The sequence below is a fragment of the Aeribacillus sp. FSL K6-3256 genome (assembly GCF_037965805.1).
In the GTDB taxonomy this organism is placed as follows: Bacteria; Bacillota; Bacilli; order Bacillales; family Aeribacillaceae; genus Aeribacillus; species Aeribacillus composti.
Genome location: NZ_CP150188.1, coordinates 2,571,378 through 2,586,565, shown reverse-complemented (window position 1 = coordinate 2,586,565; position 15,188 = coordinate 2,571,378). Strand labels below are relative to the sequence as shown.

Genomic DNA, 15,188 nt, shown 5'->3' with positions numbered 1-15,188 from the left:
AATGTAGAATTTTCTGAAAAAATAAACGTGAAATTAAATGAAAAATGATGTAAAATAATGAGTATAAGCTGCAACGTAAACGAAAGGAAGGAAGCTATGGACTCCCATCAACTGATTGAAGAAGCAAAAAGAGCAAGAGAATTTGCTTATGCACCTTACTCTCGATTTAAAGTAGGTGCAGCACTTCTGACAAAGGATGGAAAAGTATACAAAGGATGCAATATTGAAAACGCAGCTTATTCCATGTGCAATTGTGCCGAGCGCACTGCTATATATAAAGCGGTTTCAGAAGGTGAAAATGAATTCGCAGCTATTGCCATAGTTGCGGATACAAAGCGCCCTGTATCGCCATGCGGCGCTTGCAGGCAAGTCATAGCAGAGCTCTGTCCTAAAAATATGAAGGTGATTTTGGCGAATCTTAACGGAGACTATAACGAGCTAACAGTTGAACAACTATTACCAGAAGCATTTACATCGGAGGATTTACATGAATAAGACAAAATTTAAATCAGGATTTGTATCAATCATCGGCCGTCCGAATGTCGGCAAATCGACTTTTATTAACCGTGTAATCGGTCAAAAAATTGCGATTATGAGCGATAAACCTCAAACAACGAGAAACAAAATACAAGGGGTTTATACGACGGAAAACTCACAAATTATTTTTATCGACACTCCCGGTATTCATAAACCAAAGCATAAATTGGGCGATTTTATGATGAAAGTCGCTCAAAATACGCTCAAAGAAGTGGATCTAATTCTGTTTATGATTAATGCTGAAGAAGGATTAGGCCGCGGTGATGAATATATCATGGAACGATTGAAGGAAACCGATACTCCTGTATTTTTAGTTGTCAATAAAATCGATCGGGTTCATCCTGATGATTTATTGCCGCTTATTGACCAATACAGGGAAAAGTTCGAGTTTCAGGAAATTGTTCCAATTTCTGCCCTGCAAGGAAACAACATTGAAACGTTGCTAGGGCAAATTGAAGCGTATTTGCCGGAAGGTCCGCAATATTATCCTAGTGATCAGGTGACAGATCACCCGGAACGTTTTATCATTTCTGAACTAGTTCGCGAAAAAGTATTGCATTTGACAAGAGAAGAGATCCCGCATTCTGTCGCAGTTGTTGTTGATTCTATTGAAAAAAGAGAAAACCATGCAGTATATATAGCTGCAACAATTGTTGTGGAACGCAACTCTCAAAAAGGTATTATCATTGGGAAGCAAGGAAGAATGTTGAAAGAAATTGGGAAAAGGGCAAGGGTTGACATTGAAAACTTGCTCGGATCAAAAGTCTTTTTAGAGCTGTGGGTCAAAGTGCAAAAAGATTGGAGAAATCGCCTGTCGCAATTGCGAGATTTTGGATTTAGGGAAGACGAATATTAATTGACTTGAAGGAAGTTAGAAATATTTTCAAAACATGAAAATGAGTCAAAAAGGCTATGATAACAATGAATTGGATATAGCTTAGGAACAACGACAGAAAGGTGGGGACAATATGTTAGATTTTACCTGGAAAGTATTCACGTTTACAGGTAATATTGACACATATCTCCTTTTTAAAGAGCTTGAAAAGGAGCGGACGAAAGATTGTCAAATGAAGGAAGAAGAGCGGACTGAGGTTGATCTCCCTGTTTAGTAGTGCTGTATCCAATAGGATGGTGGAGAAATGCTTGTAAAGACGGAAGGAATTGTCATTCGTACAACGGAATATGGTGAGACCAATAAAGTTGTTACAATATATACAAGGGAGTTTGGGAAAGTTGGTGTAATGGCACGGGGCGCAAATAAACCGAACAGCCGCCTCGCAGCTGTTACCCAACTTTTTACGTATGGAAATTTTTTGTATCATCAATCTTCTGGATTGGGCAATTTAAGCCAAGGAGAAATCATTTCCGCTTTTAGAGAGATTAAGGAAAATATTTTTTTGACTGCATATGCTTCATATATTGTAGAGCTCCTTGATAAAGGAACAGATGAAAAAGACAGAAACCCTTTTTTGTTTGAGCTCTTATTTCAAACACTTCATCTGCTGAATGAAGAAAAGGATGCGGAAATTTTGACCAATATATTTGAAATAAAGATGCTCAACGTTCTCGGTTTATATCCCGAATTAAACAAATGTGCAGTAAGCGGTGAAACAAACGGACCGTTTCATTTTTCATTAAAAGAAAACGGATTGATTTGCAGCCGCTGTTTTGAAAAAGATCCTTACAGACTCAATATTTCTCAGAAGACAGTGAAGCTGTTGCGGCTGTTTTATTCTATTGACTTAAACCGCATTGGTCAAATATCCGTCTCCCCTGAGACAAAAAAAGAACTGAGATTTGTTCTTGATCAATATTATCAGGAATATGCAGGTTTATCGCTGAAATCGAAAAAATTTTTAAATCAGCTTGACAGTTTAAAAGAAATGTTGTAAACCATATACATGGATGTGAAACCTTTCAAATGAAGGATTTATCCCCCCTCATGCTGTTAGAAAAAGCGATTTAATGTCATGTAATGAGCGGAAATGATACATGTCAAATTGAATAATAAAATGCGATGAAGGAAAAGAGTACCTGCAATCTTCATAGAAAGCGACCTTAGGATGGTGCGAGCTAAGGTATGAGGATGCAGGGAACGGCGTTCCAGAGCAATAACGGTTTACGAGAGGCTGAAACGTTTTTCAGCAAATAGGGTGGAACCGCGGGTCATCCCGTCCCTATGCAACTTTGTTGCATTAGGGACGGTTTTTATTTTGTTCGAACATAACTTAATTGTGGAGGTGCATGATGAATGAACATTCAAGAAATGATTTTGACGCTGCAAAAGCATTGGGCCGATCATGGATGTATTTTGATGCAGGCATATGATGTAGAAAAAGGTGCCGGAACCATGAGCCCATACACATTTCTTCGCTCCATCGGGCCAGAACCGTGGAATGTTGCTTACGTGGAGCCGTCAAGAAGACCTGCTGACGGAAGGTATGGGGAAAATCCGAACCGCCTTTATCAACACCATCAATTCCAAGTCATTATGAAGCCGTCTCCGAAAAACATACAAGAAATTTATTTAGATTCATTAAAGGCTCTTGGAATTGATCCGCTTGAACATGACATCCGCTTTGTGGAAGATAACTGGGAAAATCCTTCTCTCGGCTGCGCAGGGCTTGGCTGGGAAGTTTGGCTTGACGGAATGGAAATTACTCAATTCACGTATTTTCAGCAGGTCGGAGGACTGGAATGCAAACCGATTTCTGTTGAAATTACTTATGGAATAGAGCGTTTGGCGTCTTATATTCAAGAAAAAGAAAATGTATTTGACCTTGAATGGACAAACGGATTTACATACCGGGACATTTTTTATCAGCCTGAATATGAGCATTCCAAGTATACGTTCGAAACATCCGATACAAACATGCTATTTGAACTGTTTAATACGTATGAAAAAGAAGCGCACAGACAGATGGAATTAGGTCTCGTTCATCCAGCGTACGACTACGTTTTAAAATGCTCGCACACATTTAATTTGCTTGACGCAAAAGGAGCTATTTCTGTTACAGAACGAACCGGATATATTGGCAGAGTGAGAAAGCTGGCAAGAAAAGTTGCCAAAACGTTTTATGAAGAACGGGAAAAACTCGGTTTTCCAATGCTGAAAAACAAGGGGGCCGAAAATCATGAATAAACGGGATTTACTTATCGAAATCGGGCTTGAAGAAATGCCTGCCGGCGTCATCCTGTCTTCGATTGATCAGCTGGCTGACAAAGTAGGAGCTTGGCTGGATGAACATCGCATTTCTTACGCCAAAATAAAAAAATATTCAACTCCTAGACGTCTTGCCGTCCTTGTAGAGGATGTAAATGAAAAACAGGAAGATTTGCTTGGCGAAGCAAAAGGACCGGCAAAAAAGATTGCGGTTGATGAGAATGGAAATTGGACAAAAGCAGCGTTAGGCTTTGCACGGAGCCAAGGAGCTTCCACAAACGACATATCCTTTAAAGAAGTAAACGGTGTTGAGTACGCTTTTGTTCAAACATTTCAAAAAGGGAAAGAAACGAAAGAACTGCTCCCAGGGTTAGAAGAGATTATTCAAACCATCCATTTTCCGAAAAATATGCGTTGGGGAAATTGGAATCTTCGCTATATCCGTCCGATACAATGGTTAGTTGTCTTATTTGGACAAGACATCATTCCGTTTTCCATTACCGATGTTCCGACAGGAAATGTTACGTATGGCCATCGCTTTTTAGGAACGAAAGCGGAAATTTCCACTCCACGCGATTATGAAAATACTTTGTTGAACCAGTTTGTTGTCGCCGATTATGAAAAACGAAAACAAATGATCATTCAACAGCTGGAGGAACTGGAAAGAAAGGAAAACTGGATCATCCCTGTTGATGAAGATTTGCTCGAGGAAGTTACAAACTTGGTGGAATATCCGACCGCCCTGTACGGTTCATTCGAAGACCGGTTTTTAACATTGCCTGAAGAAGTGTTAGTGACGACGATGAAGGAGCATCAGCGATATTTTCCTGTCAAAAATAAAGATGGAAAGCTGCTTCCGTTTTTTGTTACCGTAAAAAACGGGAATGATCAAAACATTGAAACGATTGCCAAGGGGAATGAAAAGGTCCTTCGGGCAAGACTTTCCGATGCAAATTTCTTCTACGAAGAAGACAAAAAGCTTGCCATCGATACCGCACTGGAGAAGCTTGAAAAAATTGTTTTTCATGAAGAACTGGGCTCCATCGGTGACAAGGTTCGCCGAATTGTAAAATTATCAGAAAAGCTTAGCGAAAAGCTTGAATGCTCCAATGAGGAGAAAGCTTATATTAAACGGACTGCTTCCATTTGCAAATTTGACATTGTTACGCAAATGGTTTATGAATTTCCTGAGCTTCAAGGAATTATGGGAGAAAAATACGCTCTTTTAAAGGGTGAACAGGAAGAGGTTGCAAAAGGAATAAATGAGCATTATATGCCGCGGCATGCTTCCGACAAGACGCCTGAAACGTTGAGCGGAGCCATTGTAGGGCTTGCGGACAAGCTGGATACAATTGCAGGATTTTTTTCGATCGGTTTGATTCCAACTGGCTCACAAGATCCGTATGCATTAAGAAGACAAGCAAGTGGCATTGTTCAAATTCTTCGAGCCAAACAATGGCGGCTTGAATTGGAGGAATTGTTCGACCTTGCTATAAATGTATATGGTTTAGAAAATAAAGACAATTTGAGAAAAGAATTGCTGTCGTTCTTCCAAATGAGAGTCAAATTTGCGCTTCATGAAGAAAATGTCCGCCATGATATAATTGAATCGGTATTACAATCCAATTACCATGAAGTTAATGCATATTTTGAGCGGGCTGCCGTTCTGTCAGAAGAAAGCCAAAAGGGTGACTTTAAAGAAGTAATTGAATCGCTGTCTCGTGTTGTCAACATCTCGTCTAAGGGCCAAGAGGGCAATATTAAAGAAGAGCTGTTCGAGAAGGAAGAAGAAAAAACATTGTATCAAGCGTATTTACGGCTTGAAGAAAATTTTGTAAAATTGCAAAAAGAGGGTAATTTTAAAGAAGCATTTTTGGAAATGAAAGCTTTAAAGCCGGTGATTGATCGTTATTTTGATAATATTATGGTAATGGCAGAGGATGAATCGGTTAAACAAAACAGGCTGTCCCAAATGGTACAATTAACAAAAATAATCACATCTTTTGCCAAAGTGAATGAAATTATCGTAAAATAAATGCAAATGGACGATTATCCCGAGGATAATCGTCTTTCCTTTCGCCGTAATGAGCAATAGAAAACCTTTTCAAAATATTGAAATCATATATAATATTTTTATAATGCAGCCTCTTTTTCAAGGTGGTGAGGACAATAGAGCTTAATAAACGGCAAGAACAAATATTGCAAATCGTTAAGGAGCATGGGCCAATTACAGGTGAACATATTGCAGATCGTTTAAACTTGACAAGAGCTACGCTAAGACCTGATTTAGCAATTTTAACAATGGCTGGATACCTTGACGCAAGGCCGCGAGTCGGCTATTTTTATACAGGGAAATCAGGCGCCAATTTGCTTGCAGAGAAATTAAAAAAGCTCCAAGTAAAAGATTTTCAGTCGATCCCAGTCGTTGTCAACGATAATGTTTCTGTTTATGATGCAATTTGTACAATGTTTTTGGAAGATGTCGGGACATTATTTGTGGTAGATAATCAATCGTTGCTAGTGGGAGTGCTGTCGAGAAAAGATCTCCTCCGGGCAAGCATCGGCAAACAGGAATTAACCCAAATCCCCGTCAATATTATTATGACTAGAATGCCAAATATAACCGTATGCAAAAAGGAAGATCTTATTATTGATGTAGCAAGGATTTTAATTGAAAAGCAAATCGATGCACTGCCCGTTGTAAAAGAAGTGGACGGCGGATTTGAAGTGATAGGAAGAATTACGAAAACAAACATTACAAAAATATTGGTAAGATTAGTTGATGACGATATTATGTAAGAATGGGGGATCCGAATGAATAATCGTACGATCTATATTGTTTCAGACTCAGTCGGGGAAACGGCAGATCTCGTTGTAAAAGCAGCTATCAGTCAATTTAACGGCTCTCAATATGAAACGAATGTGAAAAGGGTGCCTTATGTGGAGGATGCAAATACAATCAAAGAAGTTGTCGCATTGGCGAAAATGGATAATGCGATCATTTGCTTCACAATCGTTGTCCCCGAACTTAGGAATCTTCTTATTCAAGAAGCGGAAAAAGAAGGTGTGATCTACCACGATATCATTGGTCCTTTAATTGATAAAATGGAAACGTCATATGGAATAAAAGCGAAGTATGAGCCCGGAAGAGTTCGGAAGCTTGATGAAGACTATTTCAAAAAAGTAGAAGCAATTGAGTTTGCTGTTAAATATGATGACGGCCGCGATCCGAGAGGAATTTTGAAAGCCGATATTGTTTTGATCGGTGTATCGCGGACTTCCAAAACGCCTTTGTCGCAATATTTGGCGCTAAAACGATTAAAAGTAGCTAATGTTCCTATTGTTCCCGAAGTAGAACCCCCTGAAGAACTTTTTAAAGTTTCCAAAGAGAAATGCGTCGGTCTAAAAATCAGTCCGGAAAAGCTGAATTATATCCGAAAGGAAAGATTAAAGCAGCTCGGGCTTAATGATCAGGCTATATATGCCAATATAGACAGAATTAAAGAAGAATTAGCTTATTTTGAAAAAATTGTTCAAAAAATCGGCTGTCCAGTTATAGATGTATCGAACAAAGCAGTTGAAGAAACAGCCAATCATATCCAAAATTTATTCTTAAAAAAATAACATGTGATAAAACCTGCTTATTCCGATCTTAAGAATATAGTAGGTTTTTTTCATGGTGAAAGATAAAATGATGGAATAATGCAGTGTATTGTATTATAATAAAAAATTGTGATAAAATTATGCTTTTTAGGTTTAGACTAAAAAAAATACGAATAAACTATTTACAGGAAGATGTCAAGGGGGTTGGAGAAAGAAAATTCGACAAATCACTTTTTGTAAAAAGTTTAAATTGCAGGCAGGATTCTTTGAGGTGATGAAGAATAGAGAAATATGATGGGAAAAATATCACTATTTTTGTCGATGCTGATGCATGCCCCGTCAAAGAAGAAATTGCATCAGTCGCAAAAAAATATAAAGTCCCGGTTTGTTTCATTGCATCATATGCTCATGTAGGTAAAAAGGATGACGGGAATAGCTGGGTATTTGTCGATCAAGAAAAGGAATCTGTCGACTTATACATTTTTAACAACTCAAAAAAACATGACATCATCATTACACAAGATATCGGACTAGCCGGTATGCTGCTTAAAAAATGCACACATGTTCTCTCTCCAAGAGGAATGCTGTTTACAGAAGATACAATCGACTCTGTTCTCCATCTCCGGTATATTTCGGCAAGGGAAAGAAGAAACGGCAATTATATCAAAGGGCCAAAAAAATTCCAAGATAAAGATCGTCATCATTTTATCACAGCATTTGAAAAAATATTGTCGAATTATGCAGGAAATTTTAAAATTCATATTGAATAAATTTTAAGGCACGGAGTTGTTCATATGGGGAAAATGCTTCCCGAGGAATTTATAGAAAAAGTACAACATGCTGTAGATATAGTAGATGTTGTGAGTGAATATGTTCAATTAAAGAAGCAGGGTCGAAACTTTTTTGGACTATGTCCTTTTCACGGCGAAAATACACCTTCATTTTCTGTTTCACCTGAAAAACAAATTTTCCACTGCTTTGGCTGCGGTTCTGGCGGAAATGTTTTTACCTTTCTCATGCAAATTGAAGGATGCAGCTTTACAGAAGCTGTACAAATGACAGCAAAAAAAGCTGGTTTGGACATTCCAGGGGGCTCGGCACTTTCTCAAGAATCGACATACCCAAACAACAGCGAAGCAGAGAAAATGATAAAAGTGCATGAACTGCTGAAAAAAATGTACCATCATTTATTACTAAATACAAAAGAAGGGCAAAACGCGTTAAATTATTTGCTTCATCGGGGTTTTACGAAAGAATTAATCGATCAATTTGAGATTGGCTACGCTTTAGATTCTTGGGACTTTTCTTTAAAATATTTGCTGAAAAAAGGTTTTGAACTTCCGTTATTAGAAAAAACAGGATTAATTATCCGAAGCGAATCTAACGGTTCTTTTTTTGATCGGTTTCGCAATCGGATCATGTTTCCGGTTAAAGATGCACAAGGCCGTACAGTCGCTTTTTCCGGAAGGTCGCTAGGAAACAAACAGCCAAAATATTTAAACAGCCCTGAGACAAAAATATTTAACAAAGGACGGATTCTTTATAATTTCCACCAAGCAAGACCTTTCATTAGACGAAAACAGGAAGCGGTGTTGTTTGAAGGGTTTGCGGATGTTATATCGTCCGTTCATGCAGGAATCGAGCATAGTGTAGCAACAATGGGAACAGCGCTGACGGAAGAACAGGTCAAGCTCTTAGCCAGAAGCGGAGGAACAGTTGTCATTTGCTACGATTCCGATTCCGCTGGAATTGAAGCTGCCTTCAGAGCTTCTAAATTGCTTGTTGAAGCAGGATGTAATGTAAGGATTGCTAAAATGCCTGAAGGGTTAGACCCTGATGACTACATTCGGACATACGGAAAGGAAAAATTCAAAAACGATGTAATAGGGGCAAGTCTCTCATTAATGGCATTTAAGATGGAATATTTTCGAAAGGGGAAAAATCTCCAGGATGAAGGGGACCGAGCGAGATACATTCAAGAAGTGCTTAACGAATTAAGCGGCCTTCCGAGCGGGATCGAACAAGAGCTGTATATCACGCAGCTTTCTGAAGAATTTTCCGTATCAAAAGAAACGTTAATGGCAGAGCTTCGGAATATAAATAAGCGGAAAAGAAGAAGACCAGAAAAAACGAGTCTCAAGACTGATGCATTACAACGGAATGCACTGATGCCTGCTTATCAAAAGGCAGAACGCCTTCTAATTGCTCATATGTTGAAAAGCAGGGAAGTGGCAGAAAAGGTTCTTCATGCGATTGGTGGAAATTTTAACGTGGAGGAGCATCGGGCTATTTCATCCTATTTATACGCTTATTATGAGGAAGGGAACGATCCGGACATAAGCCACTTTTTGACGAAGCTCAAAGATCCTTCATTAAGCCGAATTGTATCGGAAATTGCCATGATGACAATTGGCGAACAATTGACTGAGCAAGAGCTTCAAGACTATGTAAAACATATCTTGAACCATCAAAAAATGCTCATCCTAAAGGAAAAGGAAGCTGAGAAGAAAGAGGCTGAAAAACGAAAAGATTATGTAAAAGCTGCCGAAATTGCAATGGAAGTAATTCAGCTGAAAAAAGGATTAATGTGAAAGCTTGTATAACTCTGGAAGGAGGGGATCCAATGGCTGAAAAACAAGCCCATTCAAAAGATTTAGAAGCTGATGGAACTGTTGAGGAAGTGAAAAATCAGCTTATTCAATTAGGAAAGAAACGCGGAGTATTAACATATGAAGAAATTGCTGAGAAAATGGCAAATTTCGATATTGATTCAGATCAAATGGATGAGTTTTATGAATACGTTAATGAGCAAGGAATCGAATTAATTAGCGAAAACGAAGATGTTGATTCCAATTTGCCGGATTTAGACAAAGAAGATGAAGAAGAATTTGATCTAAATGATCTTAGTGTACCGCCGGGTGTGAAAATAAATGATCCGGTCCGAATGTATTTAAAAGAAATCGGCCGGGTTGATCTCTTATCGGCTGATGAAGAAATCGAACTTGCCAAGCGTATTGAACAAGGGGACGAAGAAGCGAAAAGAAGGCTTGCAGAAGCCAACCTGCGCCTAGTCGTCAGCATTGCAAAACGCTACGTCGGCCGCGGAATGCTCTTCCTCGATCTCATACAGGAAGGCAACATGGGGCTGATGAAAGCTGTTGAAAAATTTGATTATCGAAAAGGATACAAATTCAGCACATATGCAACATGGTGGATTCGCCAGGCAATTACACGGGCAATTGCAGATCAGGCGAGAACGATCCGCATCCCTGTCCATATGGTTGAGACAATCAATAAGTTAATTCGAGTCCAACGCCAATTGCTTCAAGATTTGGGTCGTGAACCGACACCAGAAGAGATCGCTGAAGATATGGATTTGACTCCAGAAAAAGTTAGAGAAATCTTAAAAATTGCCCAAGAACCTGTATCATTAGAAACACCGATTGGCGAAGAAGACGATTCGCACTTAGGTGATTTTATTGAAGACCAAGAGGCTACTTCTCCATCAGAGCATGCTGCATATGAATTATTAAAGGAGCAGCTTGAAGATGTTCTCGATACCCTTACAGACAGGGAGGAAAACGTTCTGCGCCTTCGTTTTGGACTGGACGATGGAAGAACTCGGACTCTGGAAGAAGTAGGAAAAGTTTTCGGTGTCACTCGAGAACGCATTCGGCAAATTGAAGCGAAGGCTCTGCGAAAATTGCGCCATCCAAGCCGAAGCAAGCGGCTGAAAGACTTTTTGGAATAAAAATAAAAATGTTTTTTTCTTTCCTTGGGCAGACTTATTCGTCTGCCTTCCCTTCAATATATGTAAACGCTAACAACAATAACTATTTGTACTATATTTTACTGAATCTTCTTTCATTTTGCAAATGACATTTGTTAAAAAACATAAGATCTTTTTAAATTGTTTTTTTGTCTAATTCGTGAACATCACAAGGAACTTATATAGAAAGACTTTTCCTTCAAAGAAAATTAAAGTACAATAGAGATTGTTTAGGTTAGTTTCAGCTCGTCCATGTTGAGCGAAAAAAGCAAATGTACGGTTATACATAAGGGAGGTTACAAAATGAATCGTAATCCGCTTATTCCATTTGCATTAATCATTGTGTTTGGAATTGGACTAATGGTTGCATTTTCTTTCATCGGACTGGATAATATGAAAGAGATGGCTGAAGAAAAAGAGGGGGGCGGACAAAAAACGGAAGACGTCGCTAATGCAAAGCCGGAGGATATATTCAAGCAAAGCTGTGCAAGCTGCCACGGTCAAAACTTTGAAGGCGGAGCAGGTCCTTCATTAAAAGGTGTTGGCGACAAATTGTCTGTTGATGAAATTAAAGAAACAATTAAAAACGGCCGCGGTGCGATGCCTGGCGGGCTAGTACCTGAAGAAAAGCTTGATGAAATGGCCGAATGGGTTTCTAAAATTAAATAATAAAAAACATATTGGTTGAAAAGTCTTCCTTTTGGGGGACTTTTTTCGTATTTTCATGTTTACCAAATTGGAATAAAGGGTGAAATAAATTGAACAGTGTCCAACTTTCAAAAAGACTGTCGGCTGTGGCAGAATTTGTTCCGAATAATCAGGTGACAGCAGATATTGGATCAGATCATGCATATTTGCCATGTTATTTAGTGCTTGCCAAAAAAACAGTGAAAGCGATTGCCGGTGAAATCAATGAAGGCCCTTTTCAAGCGGCAAAAAAACAAGTGGAAAAAAACGGGCTCCAGCATGTAATTTCCGTTCGGAAAGGGGACGGATTGTCCGTATTACAAAAGGATGAGGCAACATGCATCACGATCGCTGGAATGGGCGGCTCGCTTATTAAAACGATTTTGGAGGAAGGAAAAGAGAAGCTCGGGAAGGTTGAACGGCTTGTACTTCAGCCGAATATTCATGCAATTGAAGTTCGAAAATGGCTGATTGACAATGGTTGGGAGCTCGAAGGAGAAACAATTCTAGAAGAGAGCGGAAAAATATATGAGGTGCTGTCCGCTAAGCGTGGAAATGCAATGAAACCGTACGAAGATTTGCCATTTGAAGCAGCTTTGTTAATGGGTCCATTTTTGTTAAAAGAAAAGAACAACGTTTTTTTTAAAAAATGGAAACACGAGCTTTCTCATCGGAAGGACATTCTACGGCAGCTGGAGCAATCCAACGGAAATGAACAGCTTATGCAAAAAAAAGAAGAAATAAAAAAGGTGATCGAGATCATTGAGGAGGTCATAAAATAAATGAAGAAAATCGCTAACGGCCAACATATTATTCAATTATTTGAACGGTTTTCTCCAAAGCATTATGCATTGGAAGGAGACAAGATCGGGCTGCAAATCGGCACATTAAACAAGCCTGTCCGAAAAATTATGGTCGCTCTGGATGTTTTGGAGGAAGTCGTTGATGAAGCAATCAATCAAAAGGTTGATTTAATTATCGCTCATCATCCTCCCATTTTTCATCCTTTAAAGCATATTAGAACAGATGATCCGGCAGGGCGTATTATAGAAAAATGCATCAAGCATGAAATTGCCGTTTATGCAGCCCATACAAATTTGGATGTGGCTCCAGGCGGAGTGAATGATCTTTTGGCCGACCGCTTACAACTGGTGAATCAAAAAATACTTGTCCCAACTTATCAAGACCCATTAAAAAAGCTTGCTGTATTTGTACCAAAAGACTATGAGGGGGACGTTCGGGAGGCGCTTGGCAAAGCGGGTGCTGGATTTATCGGCAACTACAGTTATTGCACTTTTTCCTCGGCAGGAACAGGAACATTTTTACCTTTGGAAAATGCAAATCCCTTTATCGGAGATACTGGAAAGCTTGAAATGGTTGAAGAAGTCAAAATTGAAACGATCTTCCCGCAGTCAATCCAAAAGAAAGTCATTCAAGCGATGTTGAAGGCGCATCCTTATGAAGAAGTTGCTTATGACATCTATCCATTAGAAAACGAAGGGAAACAGCTTGGATTAGGGAAAATTGGAGAGCTTGAAAAAGAAATGACATTGAAGGAATTTGCAGAGCATGTTAAGAAAGCTTTAGAAGTGGAAAAAGTAAGAGTAGTAGGGGATTTACAGGCAACTATAAAAAAAGTAGCCGTTTTAGGCGGAGACGGAAATAAATACATTTATCAGGCAAAAATGAGAGGCGCAGATGTTTATGTAACTGGTGATGTATATTACCACACAGCTCACGATGCTATGATGCTCGGCTTACATGTAGTTGATCCAGGTCACAACATTGAAAAGGTGATGAAAGAGGGAGTGGCGGAAAAACTAACAAAGCTGTGTGCTGAAGAAAATCTGGAAGTAGAAATTATTCCTTCCCGCGTCCATACAGATCCGTTCAAGTTTCTATAATTAAAAGGGGGATCAGTCCTTTTTAGTGGACCGATCCCCTTTAATCATTAAAAAGGTTTTGTCTATGATTTTTTGACTTTTACCTTTGGCAATATTTTTTCAAGAGGGACATTTGAAGTTAAATCCCATGTTTCTGGATTTTCTGGATCATAATTCTCCAAAAATCGAATGACCTCTTTGACAATCGGCGTTGGGGTTGATGCACCGGCTGTAACGGCAACTTTTTTAACGTCTTTAAGCCATTCCAGTTTGATTTCACTTACATTCGCCACGCGATAAGCTTTCGTGCCCGCAATCTCTTCAGATACTTGCGCAAGCCGGTTTGAATTGTTGCTGCGCGGATCGCCGACGACAATGGTTAAATCAGCTTCTTTTGCCTGTTCGGCCACAGCTTCCTGGCGAACTTGTGTTGCGAGGCAAATTTCTTTATGAAACTCGACATGCGGATATTTTTCCTTCACTTTTTCCATTATATCAGCTACGTCCCATTGGCTCATTGTTGTTTGGTTCGTAACAATGATTTTGTCGTTGGAAATATCGAGCTCTTCAACATCGTTGACAGTCTCGACTAAATGAACGATATCCGGCGCTACACCTACTGCTCCTTCCGGTTCCGGATGCCCTTTTTTTCCAATATAAATGACGTCATACCCTTCTTCTTTTTTTTGCTTAATAAGTTCATGAGTTTTTGTGACGTCAGGGCATGTAGCATCGATCGTGACAAGCCCTTTTTCCTTCGCTATTTTGCGCACTTCTGGCGAAACGCCGTGAGCAGTGAAAATAACGGTTCCTTTATCGACTTTTTTCAAAATCTCAAGTCGATTTTTTCCGTCTAACGTAATAATCCCTTCTTTTTCAAAGGCATCTGTTACATGTTTATTATGAACGATCATTCCTAAAATATAGATCGGTCTAGGCAGTGATTTATCCATTGCTGCATTTTTGGCTATCACCATTGCATCAACAACACCATAGCAGTATCCTCGAGGGGAAATTTTAATAACCTCCATGTTTTTTCCTCCTGATATTTAGTAAAGGAAAATAAAAAAGCCGTCAAGCGGCTTGACTATCTAACATCATTATACCTAACATGGAGGAAGAAAACAAAACACAATTAAATATAAAGCTTAGGTTTTGATTCGCCCGACGTATTTTCATCTGAAGGGCTGTCATCGGCTGTCTGTTCCTTCAATCTTTTAGATGACGAATTTTCTTTTATATCATCTTCTTCGCTACTGTCTGTATCAGCATTTTTCAATTCTCTATAAATTTTGAACATTGCCGGGAGATTACGAATCAGAGGACCGTATTGCTGAACCATCGGTGTGACTTGCTGAGCGACACCGAGAACTTTTTGGACATTCGTCAACATGTTTGAAAGATTGGCAGGGTTTGTTAAACTTTGAACAGCACCGCTTGACGGTATACTTCCTGCATGCATTGTGCTCGATGGAAGAAAACGCGAAAAAAGCGATTGTAATCCTCCCCTAGGCGGAACCGGCCATTGCTGAACAGGTGGCTGCCC

Annotated in this window: 15 protein-coding genes, 1 pseudogene and 1 other annotated feature; of the genes and pseudogenes, 14 read left to right on the top strand and 2 right to left on the bottom strand. The window is 39.3% G+C overall.

Going from position 1 to position 15,188, the window contains the following annotated elements:
- Positions 1–96: 96 nt before the first annotated feature.
- The 14 genes from NSQ84_RS12455 (at position 97) to NSQ84_RS12390 (ending at position 13,663) form a co-directional block, all read left to right on the top strand.
- Positions 97–495 carry a cytidine deaminase gene (locus NSQ84_RS12455; RefSeq protein WP_063388045.1) on the top strand — a complete coding sequence of 133 codons (399 nt, stop codon included), beginning with the start codon at positions 97–99 and terminating at the stop codon, positions 493–495.
- Positions 488–1,393: a GTPase Era gene (era, locus tag NSQ84_RS12450; RefSeq protein WP_063388046.1), complete on the top strand. Its 906-nt coding sequence runs from the start codon at positions 488–490 to the stop codon at positions 1,391–1,393. Before NSQ84_RS12455 ends, era begins: the two co-directional genes overlap by 8 nt.
- A 112-nt stretch (positions 1,394–1,505) precedes the next feature.
- Positions 1,506–1,646 (top strand): YqzL family protein, encoded by a 141-nt coding sequence (locus tag NSQ84_RS12445; RefSeq protein ID WP_065095532.1) that lies wholly within the window; start codon positions 1,506–1,508, stop codon positions 1,644–1,646.
- 30 nt (positions 1,647–1,676) lie between these two features.
- Positions 1,677–2,429, top strand: a complete 753-nt coding sequence (recO, locus tag NSQ84_RS12440) for a DNA repair protein RecO (protein ID WP_063388047.1) — start codon at positions 1,677–1,679, stop codon at positions 2,427–2,429.
- Between the two features lie 116 nt (positions 2,430–2,545).
- Positions 2,546–2,719 (top strand) — a binding site (T-box leader).
- 69 nt (positions 2,720–2,788) lie between these two features.
- Positions 2,789–3,679 (top strand): glycine--tRNA ligase subunit alpha, encoded by an 891-nt coding sequence (gene glyQ, locus NSQ84_RS12435; RefSeq protein ID WP_063388048.1) that lies wholly within the window; start codon positions 2,789–2,791, stop codon positions 3,677–3,679.
- A complete protein-coding gene (gene glyS, locus NSQ84_RS12430; RefSeq protein ID WP_063388049.1) occupies positions 3,672–5,735 on the top strand; it encodes a glycine--tRNA ligase subunit beta in 2,064 nt (687 codons plus the stop codon). Before glyQ ends, glyS begins: the two co-directional genes overlap by 8 nt.
- Positions 5,736–5,860: 125 nt before the next feature.
- Entirely contained in the window at positions 5,861–6,499 is a 639-nt protein-coding gene (locus NSQ84_RS12425; protein ID WP_094246231.1) for a helix-turn-helix transcriptional regulator, read from the top strand.
- Positions 6,500–6,514: 15 nt separating this feature from the next.
- Positions 6,515–7,324 carry a pyruvate, water dikinase regulatory protein gene (locus NSQ84_RS12420; RefSeq protein ID WP_063388051.1) on the top strand — a complete coding sequence of 270 codons (810 nt, stop codon included), beginning with the start codon at positions 6,515–6,517 and terminating at the stop codon, positions 7,322–7,324.
- Between the two features lie 260 nt (positions 7,325–7,584).
- Positions 7,585–8,073, top strand: coding sequence for a YaiI/YqxD family protein (locus tag NSQ84_RS12415; protein WP_066247551.1), 489 nt, complete (start codon positions 7,585–7,587; stop codon positions 8,071–8,073).
- Between the two features lie 24 nt (positions 8,074–8,097).
- On the top strand, positions 8,098–9,894 hold the full coding sequence (gene dnaG, locus NSQ84_RS12410) for a DNA primase (RefSeq protein ID WP_094246229.1): 1,797 nt from the start codon (positions 8,098–8,100) through the stop codon (positions 9,892–9,894).
- Between the two features lie 32 nt (positions 9,895–9,926).
- Positions 9,927–11,054 carry an RNA polymerase sigma factor RpoD gene (gene rpoD / locus NSQ84_RS12405; RefSeq protein ID WP_063388054.1) on the top strand — a complete coding sequence of 376 codons (1,128 nt, stop codon included), beginning with the start codon at positions 9,927–9,929 and terminating at the stop codon, positions 11,052–11,054.
- Between the two features lie 321 nt (positions 11,055–11,375).
- Entirely contained in the window at positions 11,376–11,741 is a 366-nt protein-coding gene (gene cccA / locus NSQ84_RS12400) for a cytochrome c550 (protein ID WP_063388055.1), read from the top strand.
- A gap of 89 nt (positions 11,742–11,830) precedes the next feature.
- The gene (locus NSQ84_RS12395; protein WP_327873393.1) at positions 11,831–12,541 is read left to right on the top strand and encodes a tRNA (adenine(22)-N(1))-methyltransferase TrmK; all 711 of its coding nucleotides are present in this window, start codon (positions 11,831–11,833) and stop codon (positions 12,539–12,541) included.
- Positions 12,542–13,663 (top strand): Nif3-like dinuclear metal center hexameric protein, encoded by a 1,122-nt coding sequence (locus NSQ84_RS12390; protein WP_130156324.1) that lies wholly within the window; start codon positions 12,542–12,544, stop codon positions 13,661–13,663. It abuts the gene before it with no gap.
- A 62-nt stretch (positions 13,664–13,725) separates the two neighbouring features.
- On the opposite strand, the gene NSQ84_RS12385 is transcribed toward NSQ84_RS12390, so the two are convergent.
- Positions 13,726–14,673: a 4-hydroxy-3-methylbut-2-enyl diphosphate reductase gene (locus NSQ84_RS12385; protein ID WP_130156326.1), complete on the bottom strand. Its 948-nt coding sequence runs from the start codon at positions 14,671–14,673 to the stop codon at positions 13,726–13,728.
- A 104-nt stretch (positions 14,674–14,777) separates the two neighbouring features.
- A pseudogene (gene vrrA / locus NSQ84_RS12380) lies at positions 14,778–15,149 on the bottom strand (VrrA/YqfQ family protein); the annotation flags it as partial.
- Between the last annotated feature and the right edge of the window lie 39 nt (positions 15,150–15,188).

Excerpts from the sequence above, each read along its gene's own strand:
- NSQ84_RS12455 (WP_063388045.1), top strand. The coding sequence starts at position 97 with ATGGACTCCCATCAACTGATTGAAGAAGCAAAAAGAGCAAGAGAATTT.
- era (WP_063388046.1), top strand. The coding sequence starts at position 488 with ATGAATAAGACAAAATTTAAATCAGGATTTGTATCAATCATCGGCCGT.
- NSQ84_RS12445 (WP_065095532.1), top strand. The coding sequence starts at position 1,506 with ATGTTAGATTTTACCTGGAAAGTATTCACGTTTACAGGTAATATTGAC.
- recO (WP_063388047.1), top strand. The coding sequence starts at position 1,677 with ATGCTTGTAAAGACGGAAGGAATTGTCATTCGTACAACGGAATATGGT.
- glyQ (WP_063388048.1), top strand. The coding sequence starts at position 2,789 with ATGAACATTCAAGAAATGATTTTGACGCTGCAAAAGCATTGGGCCGAT.
- glyS (WP_063388049.1), top strand. The coding sequence starts at position 3,672 with ATGAATAAACGGGATTTACTTATCGAAATCGGGCTTGAAGAAATGCCT.
- NSQ84_RS12420 (WP_063388051.1), top strand. The coding sequence starts at position 6,515 with ATGAATAATCGTACGATCTATATTGTTTCAGACTCAGTCGGGGAAACG.
- dnaG (WP_094246229.1), top strand. The coding sequence starts at position 8,098 with ATGGGGAAAATGCTTCCCGAGGAATTTATAGAAAAAGTACAACATGCT.
- rpoD (WP_063388054.1), top strand. The coding sequence starts at position 9,927 with ATGGCTGAAAAACAAGCCCATTCAAAAGATTTAGAAGCTGATGGAACT.
- cccA (WP_063388055.1), top strand. The coding sequence starts at position 11,376 with ATGAATCGTAATCCGCTTATTCCATTTGCATTAATCATTGTGTTTGGA.
- NSQ84_RS12390 (WP_130156324.1), top strand. The coding sequence starts at position 12,542 with ATGAAGAAAATCGCTAACGGCCAACATATTATTCAATTATTTGAACGG.
- NSQ84_RS12385 (WP_130156326.1), bottom strand. The coding sequence starts at position 14,673 with ATGGAGGTTATTAAAATTTCCCCTCGAGGATACTGCTATGGTGTTGTT.